The organism is Anaerococcus hydrogenalis, assembly GCF_002871895.1.
GTDB classification, from domain to species: domain Bacteria; phylum Bacillota; class Clostridia; order Tissierellales; family Peptoniphilaceae; genus Anaerococcus; species Anaerococcus hydrogenalis.
Window position 1 is genome coordinate 23244 of record NZ_PNHP01000003.1, and the last position, 22765, is coordinate 46008.

Annotated in this window: 17 protein-coding genes; all 17 read right to left on the reverse strand. The window is 32.0% G+C overall.

Annotated elements, in window-relative coordinates; genetic code table 11:
• Positions 1-29: 29 nt before the first annotated feature.
• On the reverse strand, positions 30-1205 hold the full coding sequence (locus tag CJ192_RS04735; protein ID WP_102197950.1) for an NAD(P)-dependent malic enzyme: 1176 nt from the start codon (positions 1203-1205) through the stop codon (positions 30-32).
• A gap of 10 nt (positions 1206-1215) precedes the next feature.
• Complete coding sequence (locus CJ192_RS04740) at positions 1216-2574, reverse strand: class II fumarate hydratase (RefSeq protein WP_102197951.1); 1359 nt, start codon at positions 2572-2574, stop codon at positions 1216-1218.
• 12 nt (positions 2575-2586) lie between these two features.
• Complete coding sequence (locus tag CJ192_RS04745) at positions 2587-3495, reverse strand: LysR family transcriptional regulator (protein ID WP_004817986.1); 909 nt, start codon at positions 3493-3495, stop codon at positions 2587-2589.
• 8 nt (positions 3496-3503) lie between these two features.
• Positions 3504-4220 (reverse strand): aspartate/glutamate racemase family protein, encoded by a 717-nt coding sequence (locus CJ192_RS04750; protein WP_102197952.1) that lies wholly within the window; start codon positions 4218-4220, stop codon positions 3504-3506.
• Between the two features lie 3 nt (positions 4221-4223).
• Positions 4224-5528, reverse strand: coding sequence for a dicarboxylate/amino acid:cation symporter (locus tag CJ192_RS04755; RefSeq protein ID WP_102197953.1), 1305 nt, complete (start codon positions 5526-5528; stop codon positions 4224-4226).
• Between the two features lie 16 nt (positions 5529-5544).
• Positions 5545-6963: an aspartate ammonia-lyase gene (locus CJ192_RS04760; RefSeq protein ID WP_180960886.1), complete on the reverse strand. Its 1419-nt coding sequence runs from the start codon at positions 6961-6963 to the stop codon at positions 5545-5547.
• 364 nt (positions 6964-7327) lie between these two features.
• Positions 7328-9124, reverse strand: coding sequence for an oleate hydratase (locus CJ192_RS04765; protein ID WP_180960887.1), 1797 nt, complete (start codon positions 9122-9124; stop codon positions 7328-7330).
• An 877-nt stretch (positions 9125-10001) separates the two neighbouring features.
• Positions 10002-10403: a type II toxin-antitoxin system HicB family antitoxin gene (locus CJ192_RS04770; RefSeq protein WP_102197955.1), complete on the reverse strand. Its 402-nt coding sequence runs from the start codon at positions 10401-10403 to the stop codon at positions 10002-10004.
• Positions 10404-10431: 28 nt separating this feature from the next.
• Positions 10432-10617 (reverse strand): type II toxin-antitoxin system HicA family toxin, encoded by a 186-nt coding sequence (locus tag CJ192_RS04775; RefSeq protein ID WP_102197956.1) that lies wholly within the window; start codon positions 10615-10617, stop codon positions 10432-10434.
• A 125-nt stretch (positions 10618-10742) separates the two neighbouring features.
• Entirely contained in the window at positions 10743-11693 is a 951-nt protein-coding gene (locus tag CJ192_RS04780) for an N-acetylmuramoyl-L-alanine amidase (protein WP_102197957.1), read from the reverse strand.
• Complete coding sequence (locus CJ192_RS04785) at positions 11694-12071, reverse strand: hypothetical protein (protein WP_102197958.1); 378 nt, start codon at positions 12069-12071, stop codon at positions 11694-11696.
• Positions 12072-12115: 44 nt separating this feature from the next.
• A complete protein-coding gene (locus CJ192_RS04790; protein WP_102197959.1) occupies positions 12116-12478 on the reverse strand; it encodes a hypothetical protein in 363 nt (120 codons plus the stop codon).
• Positions 12479-12486: 8 nt separating this feature from the next.
• Complete coding sequence (locus CJ192_RS04795; protein WP_102197960.1) at positions 12487-12933, reverse strand: YomQ N-terminal domain-containing protein; 447 nt, start codon at positions 12931-12933, stop codon at positions 12487-12489.
• Positions 12927-14783 carry a DUF859 family phage minor structural protein gene (locus CJ192_RS04800; RefSeq protein ID WP_102197961.1) on the reverse strand — a complete coding sequence of 619 codons (1857 nt, stop codon included), beginning with the start codon at positions 14781-14783 and terminating at the stop codon, positions 12927-12929. Before CJ192_RS04800 ends, CJ192_RS04795 begins: the two co-directional genes overlap by 7 nt.
• 8 nt (positions 14784-14791) lie before the next feature.
• Positions 14792-19333 carry a phage tail spike protein gene (locus CJ192_RS04805; protein WP_102197962.1) on the reverse strand — a complete coding sequence of 1514 codons (4542 nt, stop codon included), beginning with the start codon at positions 19331-19333 and terminating at the stop codon, positions 14792-14794.
• Positions 19330-20973: a distal tail protein Dit gene (locus tag CJ192_RS04810; protein ID WP_102197963.1), complete on the reverse strand. Its 1644-nt coding sequence runs from the start codon at positions 20971-20973 to the stop codon at positions 19330-19332. The genes CJ192_RS04805 and CJ192_RS04810 overlap by 4 nt, the downstream gene beginning before the upstream one ends.
• On the reverse strand, positions 20974-22749 hold the full coding sequence (locus tag CJ192_RS04815; protein ID WP_180960888.1) for a phage tail protein: 1776 nt from the start codon (positions 22747-22749) through the stop codon (positions 20974-20976). It abuts the gene before it with no gap.
• Positions 22750-22765: the final 16 nt, after the last annotated feature.

Here is a 22765-nt window from a genome sequence, read left to right on the forward strand (position 1 = left end):
AAAAAGTCAGTGGTTAGATAAAAAATTTATTATTTTTGAGAAATTCCTTCTTCTCTTGCACATTTTGCAACAGCTTCTGCTACAACATCTGCAACTCCCAAATCAAATGCTGATGGGATTACATAATCTTCTGAAATTTTATCATCTGGAATTAGGCTTGCTATAGCTTCTGCAGCTGCAACTTTCATTTTTTCTGTAATTTTTGTTGCATGAACTGATAAGGCACCTTTGAAAAGTCCTGGAAAAGCTAGAACGTTATTTACTTGGTTTGGATAATCGCTTCTTCCTGTTCCAACAACTCTCGCTCCTGCTTCTTTTGCATCTTCATAAGTGATTTCTGGATCTGGATTTGCCATAGCCAAAACTATTGGGTCACGTCTCATTGATTTTACCATTTCCTTACTTACCTTATTTGGTACAGAAACTCCTACAAAAATATCAGCATCTGCCATTGCTTCTTCAAGTGTTAAATCTTTATTTTCTTTATTTGTTTCTTTTGCAAGTTTGTTATATAAATCTTTTGAATATTCTTCGCCTTCTTTTAAGATTCCTCTTGAATTGAAAGCGTAAATATCGTTGATTCCAAAATCATTTAACATTCTTACAATTGATGATCCTGCAGCTCCAACTCCTGAGATAACTACATTACAATCTTCAGGTTTTTTATTTACAAGTTTTAGTGAATTTATTAAAGCTGCAATTGTAACTATAGCTGTACCATGTTGGTCATCGTGGAAAACTGGAATATCTAATTCTTCTTTTAATCTTGTTTCAATTTCTATACATCTAGGTGAAGAAATATCTTCAAGGTTTACTCCACCAAAAGTTGGTGCAACTTGTTTTACAAATTTAATAATTTCTTCAGTATCTGTTGTATCAATTACAAGTGGAACTGCATTAAGTCCACCAAATTTTTTAAACAAGCAAGCCTTTCCTTCCATTACAGGAAGTGCAGCCTTTGGACCAATATCTCCAAGTCCCAATACAGCTGTTCCATCTGAAATAACTGCTATTGTATTTGCCTTTCCAGTATAAATATAAGCGTCATCTTCATTTTCGTGGATTTTTTTACAAGGTTCTGCTACTCCTGGTGAATACACTAGGGATAAGTCATCTTTGTTTTCTAATTTTGCTTTTAATTCTGTTGAAATTTTTCCTTGGATTTCTTTGTGTAGTTCAAGTGCTTTTTCTTTTAGATTTTCCATTTTTATCTCCTTATACCATTTTTTCTGGTTTTACTAATTTGTCAAATTCACTATCTTTTAAGTAACCAAGTTCGTGGCTTGCTTCTTTTAATGTTAAATTATTATTGAAGGCATATTTTGCAATCTTGCTTGCCTTATCATATCCAATATGTGGTGAAAGACTTGTCACAAGCATAAGTGAATTTTCTAGATTTTTTTCAATATTTTTTTCATTAGCTACAAGTCCTTCTAATAATTTTTCCCTAAAACATTTTAGTGACTTAGATAGAAGGGTAATTGAATTATCCATTGAATGAATTATTAAAGGCATGTAGGCATTTAGTTGTAATTGACCTTGAGTATTTGCCATTGATATAGCAAAATCATTTGCCATTATTTTTATACAAATCATAGTTATTGATTCAACTTGGGTTGGATTTACTTTACCAGGCATAATTGATGATCCTGGTTCATTTGCAGGAATTGTTAACTCACTAATTCCACATCTTGGTCCACAAGATAAAAATCTTATATCATTTGCAATCTTATAAAGATCAGTTGCAAGGGCCTTGATTGTTCCATGAACATTTACTAGGGCCGATTTTGATGATAATTGGTAGAATTTGTTTTCATCAGATTTAAATTTAAATCCATAAAGATCTGAAAGCTCTTTTGCCATCTCATCACCAAATTCTTTTTTGGCATTTATTCCAGTCCCTACAGCAGTACCCCCTATAGCAAGGTAGGTTAGCTCTTCTTTTACTTCTTCTAAAACTTTCAAGTCTCTTTCAAGGCAAGTTCTCCAAGCAGAAATTTCTTGAGAAAGTTTTACTGGTGTTGCATCTTGAAGGTGGGTTCTTCCAGTTTTAATAATATCTTTATTATCCTCTTCCAATTTTTTAATCGCCTCAATTGTTTTTGGCAATTCCTTCAATAATTTATCTGATAAATTCTTGTAAGTTGAAAGATGCATTGCAGTTGGAAAAACATCATTTGAAGACTGGCTCATATTTACATGGTCGTTTGGATGGATGATTTTTTCATTTTCATTTGCAATATGGCTTATAACTTCATTGACATTCATATTTGTTTGGGTACCAGAACCTGTTTGCCAAACTGTTAGTGGAAATTCTTCGTCAAATTCCCCCTTTAAAATCCTATCGCACGCATCTACAATCAAATCTTTTTTCTTATCATCTAATTTTTCTTCTCTATTATTTACAATAGCAGCACATCTTTTTATACTAGCTATGGCCATAATTTGGGAATGTGGCATTTTTTCAACTTCTTGAGGAAAATTTTCTAAAGATCTTTCAGTTTGAGCTCCCCAAAAATGATCAGCTGGAACATTAACGATTCCTAGAGAATCTTCTTCTTGTCTAAATTTCATTTTTTACCTCTTTTAAAATTCTTCTTTAGCATATTCTTTTAGTCTATCAATAAAAATATTTGCTATTCGTTTTAATTTGTGATTTTTACAATAATTTATCATGGTAGTTCTAGATGATAAACCTTCTTTTAATTTAAAATATATTAAATCATCCCTTTCTTCCTTTAACATTGATTCAGGAAGAATTGCAAGTCCAAAATTTTCCCTTACACATTTTTGAGCTATAAATATAGAGTCAGTTTCAAGTACTGTTTTTAATGAGTTTTCTGTAAATTTATCAAGTTCTTGATATTGTAATACTAAATTTTGTCCCTTCTTCATTCTTATAATATTTTGACCTAAAAGTTTTTTCGACTCTACCCATTTAATTTGTCCTTTTCCCTTCAAATCTTTCTTTAAAGGGTTTTTGGTCGACATGGCCAAATATACATTTTCCCTATAAAGGTTTATACTTTCTAAATCATCGTACTTATCAGTTTCATAGGTAATTGCAAAATCACAAATCCCATTTCTTGCAAAACGATTAAGTTGGTCTGTTTTAGCTTCAACAAGTTTGATTTTTATACCTGGATAATCCTTATTAAACTCATTTAAAATTTTAGATAGGAAAAAATAAGTTTGATAATCAGTAGAACCTATTGAAAGCTCTCCGATTTTTAACTTATTTATTTCTTCTATTTTTAAAAGAGTGCTTTCTTTTAATTTTTCTATATCTTCAAGAGACTTTTTATATATAAGACCTGCTTCAGTAAGCTTCATAGGTTTAAAATCCCTGTTAAATATCTTAACTCCCAATTTTTTTTCAATCCTTATAATGTGCTGGCTTAAGGCTGATTGGGAAATATAAATTTTTTTTGAAGCGGAAGTTATAGATCCATATTTCAATATAGCTCTTATATATTCTAAGTCTATTTCTGACATATCTACTCCTAAATTTCAATATTTTTTTGAAGTTTTAGTCCTAATTTCAAACTTTCATTTACTAATTCTTTTTCACTATCAATAATAGGATAAGAATCTCTTTTTTCATCTTCACTATTAATATATGAAGCTTCAGTGCAGCCGATTATAATATAATCTGCTCCCTCATCAATCATTTTATCCAGTGTTTTGTGATATCTTTCAAAATTTATTTGTCCACTTTCCTTAACATCCTTATAAAGGCAATCATTAATATTTTCTTGAAGTTCTTTTGAGGATACTAAGGCTTTGTGGCCACATCTTTCTATAATATCTGTAAATAAGCGACTTTTAATAGTTCCTTCAGTTGCAAAGAGTCCTATAGTAGAAGGTTTTTTTAGCTCATTTAGCTTATTTTCAACAAGCTCAATCATATTTATAATTGGCTTTTTGGTAAGTTTTTTTAAATCGTCATAGAAAAAATGTGCTGTATTACAAGTTATTACATAAAAGTCTGGATCTAATTTATCAACACTTTCTACATCTTCTTTTAGAAAATCATAGGGATTTTCTTTTGATTTTTTTAATATGAAGGAGGTCCTGTCGGGGATTGTAGCATGATTTAAAACCATATAATTTAAATATTCTTGATCCGAATTTGGTTTATAAGCCTTATTTAAATCATTTAAATAATTGGTTGTAGCTAAAGTCCCCATTCCTCCTAAAATTACAAAGAAATTTTTCATAATTTAAAAGTTTACTTCTTCCATTTCTGGTTTTTCATCAGATAGGTATCTTTCTTTATCTAATAATTTTTCTGCTGTTGCTGATACAAAAGTTGAAACAACGTCTCCTGTTACGTTTAGAGCTGTTCTAAACATATCTACAATTCTTTCAACACTCATAATCAAACTTACACCTTCAACTGGAAGTCCTACTGATGATAGAACCATAGATAGCATTATCATTCCACTTCCTGGAACTCCTGCTGTACCAATTGATGATAAAACAGCTGTCAAAATAACTGTTACTAAGTTTCCAAATGTTAAATCTATTCCATAAGCATTTGCTATAAATATTACTGCACAACCTTGATAGATTGCTGTACCATTCATATTAATTGTTGCACCTAGTGGAATTGTAAAAGATGAAATTTCTCTTGGTACTCCTAGTGTATCGCATGATGATAGAGTTAATGGAATTGTTGCATTTGATGATGCTGATGAAAAAGCAAAGGTGTAAACCGGAAATACTTTTTTCAAGAAATGACTTGGACTTGTTTTTGATGTTAAGGCAATTAATGGGATATATGCTAAGACAATTAATATTAACATTGATCCTAAAACTGCTCCCAAGAAGGTAAGAAGTGGTCCTACTATTCCAAGTCCTATATCTGTAAATGTTCTAGCAATTAGTGCAAATACACCGATAGGTGCTGCTTTCATTACTAAAGCTGTAACTTTCATCATAAAATCATTTCCAACATTCATAAAGTCTTCTAATAATTTTAATTCTTGGCCAAATTTTCCTATAACTATACCTGATAAAAATGCCCAGAAAATTACTTGAAGCATATCACCGTTTGCCAAAGATTCTATAGGGTTTTTTGGGATAATATTTACCAAAGTTTCTATTAAAGTTGGAGCTTCTTCTGCATCAGCTGCAGGTGCTGCTGATTTTGTAGCCTCAGCAAGGTTCATACCAACACCTGGTTTTAATAATTTTGCGATAAATAAAGCTATAGCAATTGCTATTGCGGTTGTAATCAAATACAAAACCAAGGTTCTAATTGCAACTCTTCCAAATTGTGAAACATCTCTCATCTGCATAACACCAGTACCAATTGAGAAAAATACAAGTGGTACTACAAGCATTTGTAATAATCTAACAAAACCTTGTCCAAATAGGAAAAATATACCGTCAATCAAAACAGATTTTTTAAAATATCCATCTGGAACTATATAATGAAGTGCAATACCTACTACAAGACCAATGAGCATTGAAAATAATATTTTTTTAGTTGGGCTCATTTTCTTTTTTTCATTTGTAGTCATAAAATCCTCCTAAATTTTATTTCTCATCCAATTTATCCTCTTCTAAGATTCCAGGTGTAATCATTTTTTTGAAGTCTAATATTTTATCAAGTTCAGCTTCACCCAATAATTTTTCTTCAAGAACAAGCTCTCTTACAGTTTTTCCTGTATCTTGTGCCTTGTGGGCAATTTCGCTTGATTTTTCATATCCAATATGTGGAGCAAGGGCTGTAACAAGTCCTACACATTTTTCAACTTCTTCTAATAATAATTCCTTATTAGCTGTAATTCCATCAACACAATTAATTCTTAAAGTATAAATTGCACCCTTTAAAGCTCTTAGAGATTCAAAAAGTTTGTAAAAAATGACTGGTTCAAAAGCATTAAGTTCTAATTGTCCGGCTTCAACTGCCATAGTTACAGTAGTATCATTTCCACAAACTGCAAAGGCAACTTGGCTTACAACTTCTGGTATAACTGGATTAATTTTTCCTGGCATAATAGATGATCCAGCTTGTCTAACTGGTAGGTTTATATCACCAATTCCTGTTTGTGGACCTGAAGACATAAGTCTTAAATCGTTAGAAATTTTTGAAAGTGAAACTGCAAAAGTTTTTAAAATTGATGATGCATATAAAAATCCATCCAAGTTTTGTGTTCCATCAACCAAATCTTCTGCTTGTTTTAAATCAAGACCTGTAACCTCTTTTAATACATCAACTATTTCATTTACATATGTAGCATCAGCATTAAGACCTGTTCCAATTGCAGTTGCTCCTAAGTTTACACTTGATAAAGCCTCTATTGCCTTATCCATTCTTTCATAATCTCTTTTAATAACAGAATGGTAAGCATTAAATTCTTGACCTAAGCTTATTGGAACTGCATCTTGAAGTTGAGTACGGCCCATTTTGTAAACTTCTTTAAATTCTTTTGCTTTTCTTTCAAAAGATTCTAAAAGTTTTTCACATTCATCTTTAAGTTCCATAAAATATCTAACAAGAGCAATTTTTCCACTTGTAGGAATAACATCATTTGTAGATTGTCCTTTGTTTACGTCATCATTTGGATGAACCTTATCATAAACTCCTAGAGCTCCACCAAGTTTTTCATTTGCTATATTTGCAATAATTTCATTAGTATTCATGTTATAACTTGTTCCAGCTCCACCTTGGATTGGATCAACAATAAAATTATCCCTATACTCTCCTTCCAAAAGTTTTTCACAAGCATAAAGTATTGCATCTTTTTGATCTGTTGATATTAGGCCTAATTTTTCATTTTCAATAGCTGCAGCTTTTTTAACCTCAACCATTGCATCTAAAAATTTATCATCAGCTTTAAGACCAGTAATTGGGAAATTTTCCTCTGCTCTTTTTGCATTTGCACCATAATAAGCATTTTCTAATATATCCATTTCACCAACAGAATCATGTTCTCTACGAAACTTAGTCATAATTTCCTCCATAAATTCACTTAATTTTTTTGAATCCTCTTCAATTATAATAAATATTAGTAGCTATTTTCAAATTTAATTATATAGAAAACGTTTCTTTATGTAAAATTACTAATTCGTCATCAATAACATAAGTCAAAACTTATAGTATTAATAATTCAATCTTTAACCATGTTGAAAACTCAATTTTTTTTAAAAATTTAAATAAAATTTATAAGAAAATGATTTTAGTAAAAGCTTTTCCTTATAGATATAAATATAACTAATTATTTCATTAGTTGATACTTCTCAAATTATTATTTTTTATTTTAAATTTAATTTAAAAAACTGGTGAAAATTTTCACCAGTTTTTAGTTATCTTTAGTTAGATTAAATTATTTTCTTTTAACATTATTTCAATATCTGTACCTTCAATTCTTTTTTTCAAATTATGTTGAACTAATTTTGGAATTGGAAGATGTGGTTTTTCATAATCATTTAGAGCACTTGCAGCATTCATCAAATATCTTAAATCATATCTTGATGCATAAACTTCTGGTATTCCCTTTTCTACATTACATAATGCATAAACAGCTTCCATTGCAGTTCTTCCAGAATATTCTGTTGTAAATACTGTATCTCTTCCAGGTCTATCTAAAGTTTCAGCAAATTGTCCTAAAAAGGCAAAGTTAACTGCATTTTTTGGAACAACATATGGTCTGTCTCCAAATTCACGTGGTTCAAAATGACTTGTAATATAAGGCATCATTACAGGAATTGCTGAACAATCTTCAGAAAGTCTATCAATTTCTGAACTTGGAACACCAATATGGTACAACCATTCTTTTGTAATTTCCTTACCTGTACAATCTCTCATAGCTTTTTCTATATAATTTCCTTTTTTATCTGAAAATAATCCATAAACCCATACGCAAACATCATCTTTTGGTTGGCCAACATATTGAGGTTGTCTATTAATAGTCCAACTCATTAACCAATTTGAATCTTTTACTGTTACAATTCCACCTGTTACAGTTCTTCCAGTATAAGGTGATCTTTGAGTTATTTTTTCAATATAATCAATAACTTCTCCCCCATGAACTGTTACTGTACATGATTCCCAATTTGTTCTTTCAACATTTTGGCAGAATTTATCTGGATGACCAAATTCATCAGATTTTAAAGCAATATTTCTCCACAATTCCCAACTTCCACCAAGATCTGCAGAAAGAGTAGCTGGAGTATTATCATCACCATAGCTTGAAGATTCTGTCATTGAACCATTAGTTATAAATACCAAATCATCTTCAGTTAATTCAATAGATTTATCTTCTTTTTTACTATTTTCCATGACTAATTTTGTAGCCATTTTCTTATCATCACTTAGGTAAAAATCTATATCCTTTACAGTAACTCCATACTCAAATTTTGCTCCTTGATCTTTTAACCATTTAACAATAGGTTTAACTATAGATTCATATTGATCATATTGAGTAAATTGAAGAGCAGAAAGTGTAGGAAGGCCTCCAACATGATGGATAAATCTATTCAAATAAAGTTTCATTTCTAAAGCAGAATTCCAATTTTGGAAAGCAAACATTGATCTCCATAAAATCCAAAAATCACTATTTAAAGTTTCATCACTGAAGACTTCATCAATTTGTTTATTCACTAATTTTTCATCAGCAGTAATAGTAAGATCAATTATTTCTTTTAATGCTTTGTCGCTTAAATTAAATTTTTCTTCATCATATCTTTTTCCATTTTCATGAATTATACGACATTTACTATAATTTGGATCATCCAAATTTGTATAAAAGAAATGATCTAAAATAGATTCATCTGGATTTTCAGAAGAAGGAACTGCACTATAAAGGTCCCATAAAATTTCAAAATGGTGACCCATTTCTCTTCCACCACGGGCAACATATCCCATGTGTTCTTTTTTATAATCCCCATCTAAACTTCCACCTGGCAAATCTAATTGTTCTAAAAAAGTAATATTTTCAGCTTTCATATGAGCATCTTTTACCAAAAATCCTCCAGCAGATAAGGCTGCAAGACCAGTACCTATAATATAAGCCTTCTTCTTATCAATATCTTTTGGTTTTCTTGCTTTTACAAGAGAATGATAATTACCATTTACAAATTTCACTCTGTCATCATAAGAATTTTTCATCATAATATATCTCCTTTTTCTAAGATGAATTTTTAACTGGTAAAATTTATCAGTTAAAATATAACAAACACTATTAAGTATATATATATTAAGATTTAATCAATACATATTAAACCTAAATACTTTCTATATATTATATATACCCCAAAATTATGTTTAAAAATTCTTTTTTAATTATAAATTAATTAATCTAATAAAAATCACAAAAATAAATCACATTTGAAAAAAGGTACAAAAAAAAGCACTCACTTTTGAGTGCTTAAATCTGGTGCAGGATAGAAGTATAAAACCTATAAGCAATTAACAAGTTTATATGGTTGAATAACTACAAAAAAACTACAACTATTTTATTAAAAAATGTACGTTGGTAACCTATTAGTAACTAAACAATAATTATTTTTAGTTAACTTACAGCTGTGAACATAAAATTTTATACAATTACCGCTACTTATCGCTGGTTGTATTTTTTACTAAGAAAATATAGCATAAACATCTTATAAACGAGTAAAACAAAGCAATACGTTTTATTTTAACTTATAAGCCAATTAAATAATTAAGTATACCAATAGTATTCCTTAAAAAATAACTTTAAGTTTTTATAAGCATAAAAAAAGACACCCCAGGAGCATAGATAATTAATCTAGCTTAATTCCTTCCCAAGTGTCTTTTATCTTAGTTTGTCGTAACAAAACTAATTGATCAATAATATTATACTTCAAATAAAAAAAGACCACCAGCAAATGCCAGTGGTCAATGTAGAAAATTCGTAAACACTATACGTTGCTTACCTATCACTTATATTATACTATTATTTTTCCTTTTTTATCTACTAAAAAAGCGACTACTTATATAATCGCTTAGTTTATCTATTTTCTTATATTTAAACTCCTAAATACTTTTTCAACGAAACTTGAAGAAGCTTTGAAAAATTAACATTATTATCTTCCGCTAAATCATTCAACCATTTAGGGATTGTAATTGTCTTTTTAATTGATTTATTTTCTATTTCATCACGAACTAATGGCATCCAAACAGAAACGTAAGACAAAGCTTGGTTTTCTTTAGTAGAAATAAAATTATTTTTTGGAGGATTAATCTCTATATTATTTTCTTCTTTAGTATAAAGTACTAATCCTAAAACATCTTTAGCGTTATATAAAGCTTCCTCTAAAGTCTCTCCATCTGTAAAGCAATCTTCCAAATCAGGAAAATTGACATAATAAATACCATCATCCTGATCAAAAGTAATTATACATGGGTATGAGTATCTGTCGTGTTTCATAATAATTCTCCTATTCAGAGGCTAAGGGCTAAAAATTTAGCCCAGTTATTCTCTTAATGCTCGCCAAAGTTCCAGCTGGAATATCTTTTTTATTACATTTTACAGGACATGTTTTCCCGTCTTTAATATAAATTTCGTGCGAACCAGTAGTATGGTCGTAAAGCCAACCATTCTTTTTCATAACTTTTATAACCTCTTTATATGGTTTTACCATATTCCCTCCAATCTTTAAATGTATACACTAAGATTGATGTTGAGTTTGAGGGTTGGGTTAGATTGTAAGCTTTTGACTTACATTTACATTATATACGTATTTTTTATACGTGTCAAACACTTTAACTAAAACCTAATCCAAGGTGTAGTATCTCCAGTAAGTCTCCTACAAGCAACAAATCTTCTTTCCTTAGACTGTTTACCAACGTAGGATATCCATCTGTAGCCATCACCTTCATATACGCTATCATAATATATTGGTTCATTTTTTCCATAACATGCTACTATTGGTGCTTTTGTTGATGGGCTTGTTCTTACATTACATTCGGTTAGAGTAACTCCAGTCCAGTTTTCATTTTTTATAAATACTCCATCATAAGGGTTTGTATTCGCTTTTTTAACTTCAGGGTACACTTGATTTCCATTCTTATTATAAACTTTATAATTATATTTTTTGGCCAAACTTTTTGCACTTTCTAAATTTTTAAATGCACCTTTTTGGCTTTTGGAATCTTGCCAAGATTTTCTAACCCTATACAAATCTGCCACAGTTTTTGCTGTATAATTTCCACTCTTTAGTCTTTTGTTTACTTCGCTCGCAATATAGGAAAACTTGCTACCTAAGTATGGACCAGGACAAGTAGTTTGGGCATACCATTCATGTTTTTGCAAAACACCATTTTTATTTCCCGTATAAGTACAAGGATAAATATTATTTCTTTTACATATATCTGTTACCAAATCGATTAACCTATTTAATACAAAATCTGATACTGGCCAATTGCCACCGTATTGGCTGTTAGATGTTTCTATTGTTACTGCACGATTGTCGCACCAGGCTGAAGATGTTGTCCACGCCCTATTGCATTCGTCAACAACCAAAACAATTTTTCCATCTGATCCAACTCCATAGTTGCAAGAAGCTTGCCTGCCCCTAGATTTAAAGACACTACCAATACCTGCAGCTGTTAAAACTCCTGCAGTATGATGGATTGCAATTTTTGTAATTTTCTCATTTCTTAATCCACTATGGTTTGGGCTGTAATCTCTAAAATCTACTAAACTTGAATTACTCATTTATCCCTCCTTTTGTAATTTCACTTCATTTTCGATTGATTGGTTTATATAAGAGTTAAGATCTCCATAAGCTTTTTCTAAAATTTCCTTAGATTCAGCATCTAATATTTTATTAATTTTTTCTTTTGTGCTATTCCAAGCTTTCTCTTGTTGGTCTCTATCAAATTTTCCTTGATTTTTAAGATCTCCAACAAATTCTTGATTGGTTGCAGATACGCATTTTGTTACTATATCTAATAGCTTGTAGCTTGCTTCTCTTACTTTTATATTATCTATTTTTGCTATTTTCTCCTTGCTTAGGTTGCTTAAATATACAAATACATTTGTCAAAACTAATATTCCCACACTTACTAAGATTTTTATTAAAATATCATTCATTTTTTTACTCCTTTATACTAAAAAAGGACTAGTAAATACTAGCCCTAAGCACTTTTATCCATATCATCTGCTATATCGTCAATTTTGCTGTTTAAAATCGTAACGTCTTTTTGTATTTGGTTTACCCCTTGCTTAATCTCAGCAAGGGAAGCCCCGGAGGAAGAGTTATGCACCTCTAATTTTTCTCCCAAACACCTTACTTCACCCTTGTTGGTTTCGATAGATTGGGTTACTTTTTCTGTAAGATTTAAAATTTTATCGTTATTTTCTTTTTGTAATTTCCTGTCCTCTGCTCTTTCTACTCTTTTTATATTTGTATCGTCCATGTATACTTTCAAAAAAATAGCAGCTATTACAACTAAAGGACCATTTTTAATTAAAGCACTTGCTATCATAGTCCATTCCATACCATCACCTACTTTTCTTCAATTCTTGGTGTCATTTTTATCATCATAATTTGTTGGTCTGTTAGCATATCCATCTTCTTTGCCATATCAAGATAGGCTTCATCGATTTTTCTTTCTGCCCAACAAAACATACAGTATTTAAAAAACCATGTATTATCCATAATCATCCCCCCTTCCCTTAAAATTTTTAATATATTTAAAACTAAGAAATCATTGGTATTAACTCCTAAATCATTCTCAGGAAATAGCATACTAATCATTAGATCATTCTTATTAACTCCTTCTATCCATTTTTCGCCATCAAATTTAGGCTTTAATAGATTTTTATCTAGAGGAGTTGTTGTAAATTTAAATTCTTGTTTTTCTTCTATGTTTAAATAAGTTGTTCCAATAAAAAAGCCCTTATCATCTAAGATAAAGACTTCTTTGTAATCTATTTTGTTTTCATCTACCATGCTGCCTCCTTGTTCCTATAAATATAATCAATTCTTATGGGATCGCCCTTTCCAATTCCTTTAACCCCATCTTGATTTAGGAAAAATAAGTTGCCATTAGGATCTAATGCTAATCCAGTCCTGGACCAGCCTCCAGTAGCAAAACTTATACTCATTCTAACACTTGGACAATACCCTTCTGGTATTTTTGCCCATGTATTCCATCTTTGTGCTGGTCTATCTGTTTGTAGAAGTAAATCTGCCCACATATGGACTAGGCCAAAGGCATCCTTGCTTAACTTTAAATAACCTGATAAACCTTCATCCAAATTTACATTAATAACTTTTTTATCCTGACCAGGAACAATATCCCCATCTAGTTTGAGATTATTTTCAAATTTAATACTCCCATTAGCCTTATTATTTTTAAAGACTACATCACTTCCTGAAATGTAACTTGTGAAATCACCCATTTTAAATAAGCCTTCTATTTCCAACCCCTTATCGATGGTTGGCACTTTTCCAATGCCCACTACAGGTTTATTTGCCCCTATAACTAAGGATTGACTAGTCGCAGGTATAGTTGACAAGGCCTGGTGTCTTTTAAATTTATCGGCTATACTTAGCCTTACATCATAAGCCTTGTAGTCATCAAAACCTCCGCCTAGGGATATTGTTGAATTAAATGACCCATTTCCTACCGTAGCTGAATATACATTTTTCCAGGAATTTGAATCTTTTTCTGCCACATCTACTTTTACATCCAATGGATTTTTATTGTCTATTACTGTAGATGTTAATGCTATTCTTGCACTTGCATACTTTGTATTAGATTGGTTTCTGTAGGCATTAAAAAAAGATATGTTAGGCAAGTTATAAGGATTTAAATTAATAGTCCTTGTTGTACTTGCGCTCATATCTCTAGAATCATTTATTGTTATTTTTATATTTTGGTTGCCAGTTAAATTAATATCTTTAATTATTGCATCTTGACCAGAAATATTATAGGGTCCTATACTTACATTTACACTCTTAATACTAGCCCCATATTTACCAGCTCCACTTGTTTTTATCCTCAAATCTGTTAAATGTTGATAAAAAGGACTAGCCCCTATTATATTAATTTTATTCTGGTTAGCTTCTGTTATATCTACACTATTAATACTTGGACCTGCTGAACTTGGTACATTTAAGGTTAAATTCTTAGAAGATGAGCCAATTCTTGTACTTCCATCATAGGTTTCAAGGGTAAAGGTTAAATTCATGCTTTTTAAATTCTGCATGTAATTCGTCATTACATTATTAGAATTTGACCAGGTAATAGACGAGGAAAAAGTCTTATTGATAATAGTTTCGCTATTTCCACTATAAGAAACTTTTAAGCTATGGGTAAAGTAAGAAACTTTTTTATCAATAGAAATTTTTACATCATTTCCTGCATAAATACTTGATATATTAGTTCCTGAAGAATTTTGCAAGGAAAAGGAAGATGCTCTAGGAATTTTAGATAAGGAAAAATTTCCAGAAACATATCCTGTTGCCGAAGTCGACCAAAGACTAGCAGAAAATGAAAAGGACTTAGACCCATCTTCATTATGTTTTACTGTAGTAGTACCAGAAGCCAATTGCTGACTTCCTCCACCCCTTAAATCAAAATCTCTTCCTGTCTGATTATGAACAGTTGATCCATTTATTACTACACTTGTTTTACCTGTATGATAATTATTCCAAAATCCATAACCATTTTTTCCTTGTATATATAATCTATAATATACAGTAGATGTATTATTAGCTATATTTTGGCTTTGTTGTCTTATTTCTAAATGTATGGTTCCTGTACCATTATTGATCGTCTTACTATATGTTGCCATCTTACCTCCTATATATTAGGACTTATTACAGTAAATTTATTTCCATTTAAATCTACCTTGTTTGCCACATGGTAACCAAATTCAAAGGCTCCGCTTACTTTTAAGTTTGGAGTCTCGGTTTGGTTGTTTGCAAATCTTGCAACAACTTTACTACCGTCTGTAATCTCCAAGGCATTATTAATAAGTCTTAACCTTACTTGTTCGCCCTCTTTTCCAATTAAAACTCCTTCTTCACCAAAATGTAGGTAGGTATTAATAGCTTCTAGGGATAATTTTCCTGCTCCTACGTTGGCTTCTATAATACTTAGCCTATCTTCTAGGCTTAAGGCATTAGAATCAATGGCAGTTTTTAATTGGTCAAGATATGCTTGTTGTTTCATTAAATCCACTTTGTTTTGGTTAAGTTCCTCTGCCGTTGGATACATGGCAAAGTGGACTTGCAAATCTTGTAAACTCTCTTCGCTTGCTTTTTCGGATATTGCATCATCCACATCTGCATAACAAGGAGACCACTCTATGGCTGGAATATCTCCACGGGTTAAGGTTGCCCATTCTATAGATACAGTATTGTTATTTTTATTGTCTCCATTTCCGTTACTACAAACATATAAATACAATGATGGAGGATTTGTTTGTTTATAACCAGAGGCACTTTTATCAACCCACTTAAAAGTTTTAGACCAAATTTGATAATCATTTGTTTTTTTTATTTGTGCAAATCCAAAAAAACCGATACTTCCACCAGAATTGTACAAGCCGACTAAATCATCTTTTTCAATCTTCAATTTCATAGTAAAAGTAATAGTTTCCCCAGTTGTTGGAGTTTCACAAATTTTCCAGATGTTTGTATTATAATCCTTATTCTCAACAGGCACATTAGAATTTCTCAAAAGATTCTGACCGATTTTACCAGTTTTGCCATCTTTGCCAGGACTTCCTTTTTCCCCATCTTTGCCTTTCAAATCATTTACAGAAGGGATCCAATCGGTAGCTTCATTTCCAAATTCTAATTTCAAATCTTTTATTTCAAAAGCATCTCCGCTATATCCTTCTATAAATCTTATAAAAATTTGGGCAGCCCTATAGTCTTGTGGCATCATTTTGCTACCTATATGCAATTTATAAAAAATATTTTCAGTAGTATTTTCTGGATAAACTACAGTTCCAAATTGATACCAAGGGGCAGCTCTGAAATGTACATCAAAGTTTCTTTTGTACGTCTTGGCTTTTTTTGCCTTAAACCAAAAAGATAAAGTCATTGCTTGCCTATTATAAGTATCCCAAAAACTAGGGTCAATATTATAAGCCTCATCATAAAGTTTTTTCGGAACGGTAACAGTTTTAAATTTAGAATCATTAATATAATTCCTATTAATGTTTTTACCATCTTTACCTGGCTCACCTTTTTCACCCTTGTTACCCTTGACAAGTAGCCAAGTATATTTTTTAGGGTCAGCAGAATCTTCTTTTGTGTAGTCTGTATAAGTTCCTATATACAACTTTTCTCCAGCTTTACTTGTGGAAAAGTCTTTACTTCCGTCTGATGAGTTTGCCCAAGCTGTATGAAAGTATGGAGTTTTACCATCTGCCCCAGCTTTTCCTGGTATTCCATTTGCACCATCTTTCCCAGGTTCACCTTTATCTCCAACATATTTTGACCATTCATATTTTGTGGGATCTTTAGAATCTTCTTTTACAAAATCTGTATAAAATCCTATATATTTTTTACCATTTGTTGCTGTTAGCGTAAACCCAACAACTCCATCTTTACTGTCAGAATAGGCGAAATGCATATAGGAAGTTTTACCATCTGCCCCCTTTGGACCTGGCATTCCATCTTTTCCGTCTGCTCCTGGAGGGCCTGGAGTTAGTTCTAAAAGTTCTAGATCTCTTTTGGTAACAGTATCTTCCCACCTATCACCTTTCCAAATTCTTTTAAAATGGATATCTCCTTCCTCCCATTGCCACACATCTCCCCACATTAAAAGCTTTCTATCAGGTTCTTCTTTTTGCTTATAAATTCCTATAGATAAATTTTTAATGGTATATGATGCAGTTGCAACTGCCAGGTCATCTAGCATGGCCGAGCAAACAAAAGTTGCTTCCAATTCAATATCGCTTCTTTTAAGTTCTATAAAATGTTCGTTATTATCCTTATGGTTTTCATTCCATTTTTCATCACTAACTACCAATTTATCAGGATATTTTGAAATTCTCTCCCAAATATATCCATCTACATTTGCCGACTGGTCAATCCCTGCCTTTGTGAGTTTTGCAATTAAATTTGTATCAACTATATCATCTTTAAAAACATTGCCAGAACTTGATTCTAAACTCATGACATAAGGTTGATTTTCAAAGCTGTATTTAAAATCTTGTACATTTGCTTGTAAATTAAAAAGTCTTTCAGCTATTCCGCTTGTTTTTGGTACAAAATTAGCAAAAACAGCACGGTCTATATAATCATTTGTGCTTGATGTTGTTACATCAACTAGCCTTGCTTCCAAATACAAAGCTGGCGAATAACCGTGATCAATTATCCTTACCCTATCTCCAATATCAATATCTTTAGGGATTTTATCTGGATTTACATCATAAGATACTTCAGGTTGGTTATTTTTCTTTAGCTGATTTAAACATTCATCAAACAAAGTTTTTTGACTTGTAGCCTCGGATTCATAGACTCTTGATAAGTACCTGCCCTTAGTATTTGGCTTTGACCAAATAGCATTAGCTTCCCTATCACAAACCCTACCGTCCTTATCTACAAAATACCTTCCATCATCATACTTGTATCCCTTTAAATTCGTTTCCTTTTCAACTTCTTTATTTTCACTTACAGTTTCAAGAACTTCCTTAGTTTTATTTTTTGATGGGGCTGCAGGTCTTGTATACCTTTCAGACCCTTTCATGATGTTAGCTATTTTATTGTGCCAATTTGGGTCGGTTGCGTATTGGTGGACTCCATTATTATTCCTCATTTTGTATAAAGTTGTTTGCTTATAAGATGAATTATAATAATTTTTTGCTATCCACTTAGCCCCATTTATAATTCCAGATGCTAAACCAGAATTAGAAAAGTTTTTGGCATTATTTGGATCATTATCAAAGGCCCCGATTCCAAAATAATTATTATATCTTTTTGCTATATTAGACCTACCCCATCCAGATTCTAGGGCAGCATGAGAAAGAATATATCTTGCATCAAGCCCTGATTGTTTTTGTGCTTCCATAAATACATTGCCTTGTCCATTAAAGGGACTACCAGGGCTTGTGGCCCTTATCCAGTTGTTAAGTTGACCAGCATTTAATCCATTTAAAGTCCAGCCTAAATCATGGTAGGCGATATTATTATTAGTCCAAAATTTTGCATTACTTACACTAACACTGCCAGCTCCAGAATTTCTCCACCTAAAAAATCTTACAGGAGGTCCACCAGTATATCCATTTATTGGAGTTATGGCAATACCATTTTTACTGTAAGTACAATGGATTATCCTATTTTTATCTAAAACAGCCCCAGTATGGCCAGCGGCCCCACCAGATGCCCCTTGCCTTCCTGCTACAAAAATATCTCCATATCTTATATCAGACCTTGATATTTCATCTAAATATTTTCCTTTCATGCCAAATAAGGTTTCTGTAGATCCTATATAATGATTTGATGGTAAAAGAACTGCGTGTTTTGCTGCAAAATGCACAGCAGATGAACAGTCATAAGACCTTGGTCCCATCCTGCTATACATGGAATAAGATACTTTTCCTTTTCTTGCCTGAAACCATCCTATAAAGGCATCTAATTTTCCATTAGTCTGTTTTGTAGTGGAAGAAGAATCATTTACCTTGACCGTCTTTTTGACAGTTTTTGTAGTTTTTATAGTTTCTTTATGGGGTTTTCCTATACCAAGTACAGCTGTCCTTAAATTTGTTATAGATACATTTCTTTTTACATCCTTAAGCTCTTTTCCAACTTCAAGACGTCTTGCAGTATCTTTTCCTCTTTCCTTAACAAAATTAATTCTTTTTTCCTTGATTTCATTACCATCAAATTTAAAATCATATGAAATTTCAGCTCCAAAACGACCAGCAATTAGGACAATTCTTTTTGTTTGGTTAGTTACCCCAGTATATTCCAAAGTTAAATTTTTAGAATCACCAATTTCATCTATACCAATCACCCAATCAGAATCATTTCCGATTGTTGCTAGTATGTGTTCTCTTAAAGTTCCCTTCATCTTATGGTCGCCAACATCAGAATTTAGAAGTTCAAGTCCTGCATCTTCAGCGATTATTTTTTTATATGATCTTGCCTCTTCTACTTCCATAACTTCAAGGGGGATTATTTTATTTTTAAAATTTGGGACAAAAACAAAAGATCCAGCCTCAATTTTTTCTACACTTATATCATTTTTGGCAATTTTCCCCGTATAAATTGCAGTTCCCGTCTTTATAGTTTGATTTAATTCGTCATCTAAAAGTTTAAGACCTTTTTCAGTATTAGTACTAGCCACAGCAAGTGTTTCATATAACCTATTTGTAAAAAATATCATTTAAAACGCTCCCTATAAAAAACATCTATATCAGGCACCACGTCCGAGGAAATATCAAACATAATTTCATTTTCTCCTGGTTTTAGCCTAACAGTATCTGACCCATAAGAAATTGGACTTAGTGTTTCAATCCCATTTACATAAGCCTTATTTGTTTCCATTTCAAGCCTTACTACATCTCCAGCCCTAAATTTATATCTTGGGTCAGGCACATTCGTTACATCCTTATCTGTCCAAAGTTTTCCATCTAGGCCTGTAAATTTAAGTCTTACAAAAGATAGCTCTGATAATTGTGGATTAGAACCATACTTACCTGCCCAAACAAGAATATGGCTTGGTTTAAGCTCTTTATTTGTTAGATTATAGTCTTTGGTGTAAGATTTCTTGCTCATGTCATTAAAAGTAGAAAAAGAAAATTTTTCCCCATGTTTTTTCATAGTAATTTTCCCCCAAAAATTTGAAGCAAGGCCAGAATTAATTTTCCCATAACAGCCATCATAAACATCATAATAAATCGATGTAACCCTGTTTGTATAATGGGTAGAAAAACTAGCTGCCATTATGGGAGTATCTCCAGCATAAACACCTATATACATTGCCCCAAACTGATTGGCAGGACCTACAAAATAATTTAAATAAGCCTCTAATTCAAAATCGGTACAATCTAGATTAATAGGATAAGACTTGCAAGGTCCATGCCAACCACTTTGACCACTTGCAAAAGTCGCCAACATGTCGTGGGAATTTCCATTATTACAAGCAAAGCCCTTGCTTGTAGGACCATCTATATCTTGTTCCAATAGCCAACCTATATATACTCCATTATTTTTAAGTAAATAGGCCTTAGATGATTTGGATTGCCTAACTGTTTTAGTTTGAGCCACAGGAAAAGACCTCCCCTTAACCCAATTATCTATCCTCTCGCCAGTTTGCCAATGGGTAGCCCACTTACCAACCTTTATCTTCCCATTACTTGGGGCAGGCATAGATTTGTTTCTTTGGACCAAATCTCCAGCACTATGCCACCTGGTGTGGATTTTACTTGCATCATAATTTGTAGGATTTAGCTTATTAAACCTGGAATCAATCTCAACCCAAGACCTCCTGGTTTCATATCCATCCACCAAACCCTCTTTTTGTATCCTAACCTGTTTCATTGGACTTGCCTCTAAAGGCTCCCCAAATTGAAAAACTTTATCCTTACTTACAGCAGAAACCATATAAGTATCTTCTTTCAACTTAAAATCAAAGGTCGGATATGCATAATCCGACCCATTGTTTTCTAATATTAGACTAGTTCTCCCAGAAAAAGAAAGCTCTTTGGGATCTACAGCATGTGAAACCCCATCTGGTATTTCTATATCAATGTCAATTTTTGTCCTCTCATAAGAGCTTGAAACTTTAATATCCTCTTTTACCTTCCCCTTCCAATACCTGTCTGGTTGGTCAGTAAAGATAAATTCCTGCATTTCTCCAGTCAATAGTTTATTTAAAACATCAACAGTTGCAAGGATATCATGGAGGATATAAGCATGTATGGTTACTATCCTATTTTTCACAAAAGGTCCCATAGTCCTTTCAACATCAGTAATAAAAATCAAATCTTTTAAAGATTCACCATCAACAATGACTTCATACATCTACAATACCACCCCCATTCTCCTATTTTCATAAAGGTCTTTTCTCTTTTTATATTCATCAATTCTTTTACCAAGCATAACAGAAACTTTTTCGCCATCGATATAAACATCATCATCCTTTTCAGTCATTATCTTTAATAAAGATAAAATATCTAAAAGCAAACTTTCAAGCTTAGAATCTCTATTGGCCTTGTATTCACCATAAGCATTAAAATCTAAATTAGAACCCAGTTTCTTATCCAAAATATTTTTATCTAGACTAGAAATATCCGGACTTAAATTTAAAGGCTTAATATTCAAATCAAATCCATCATAAATTTCCCCAGCCATGGATAAAACATTAGATTTAACATCCTTAAAACTATCAACCATAGATTTATTTAATCCACCAATAATAGCATTACCAGCAGGAATTAAAAGCTTCCTATCATGAGAAATAGGTCCTTTATGGGATTTTATCCAACCAGCTATTCCACCAACAAATCCTGTAATTGCCTTCCATACAGATTTTAATCCTTTTAAAAAACCATTCATTATTGCCTTACCAGCATCAAATAAATTTATATTTTTCAAAGAATTAAATACATTTTTAATATTTCCTATATATCCAGTAATTTTACCAACAGCACCAGAAATAGAGCTTGTAATTAATCTCCAAGCAGTTTGTAAAACAGCTTTAAGACTATTTCCCCCTGCCTTTAAACTATTAAATACTCTCAAAATATGTGAAATAGATCCATATACTATTGTTTGAGCTGTAGATATAGCATTAGAGATATTTGTCCAAGCCGATTTCATCATTGTTTTTAATCCGTTTCCCGCTTGTCCTAAATTAGCAAATAAGCCAATGGCAACTCCGACCCATTCGGCTATCTTTGATAATACAGGCGATATAAAGTTCAAAACAGATACTAAAGCGTCAAAAACAGGAGTGAGAAATTCAATAACTCCTTTTAAAATATCAAAGGTTCCAGCAACTCCTAAAAGTACACCTTTAAATACCCCACCTAAAAAGCTTGCTACTATATTAAATATAGGCATTAATGCCGTAGCTAGAATACTTAAAACAGGTTGAATGGCATTCCATAAACCTACAAAAGAATCTACAACCATTTGTATGGCAGGACCTACAATAGAAGAAAATGTTTGAAAACCACTTGTAAGGGCAGGAATTATTGCAGAAACTAAATTACCAATTCCAGAAAAATCTAATTTAGCTAGACCTCCAGCAATTATATCCACAACTCCCATTACGCTTTGAGAAACTGTTTGAAATAATTCTGGCAAAAATCCTAAACTTGTTTTAATACCGTTAATAACAGGCTGTAAATTGCTTGTAAGTTTTGCACCCAAACCATTTAATGGACTAGAATCAGATAAACCAATACCAAGATTTGCCATTAAATTCTTACCTTGTTCTACCATTACTGGTCCAACTTCAGAAATAGCTTGGACCAAGGCCCCAGGTATGGCTTTTCCTATATTTATTATCATAGGAATTAAATTTCCAAAAAGAAAAGTCCCTGTTGTTGTTATTAAATTACTTAAAGGCTCTTTTATATCCATTCCCAAGGCCAAAGATCCAGCAAAATCTTGGGCAGATGCTTTCATGGCATTAAAAGAACCAATTAAAGTTTTCTTAGCTTCATCAGCGGCAACACCAGAAATATTTAATTCCTTTTGTATAACATGTATTGCATTAAATACATCATCCAGATTATTTATATCATATTTGATACCAGTAAGCCTTTCAGCATCACCCAAAAGACGTAACATCTCACTTCGTGTACCA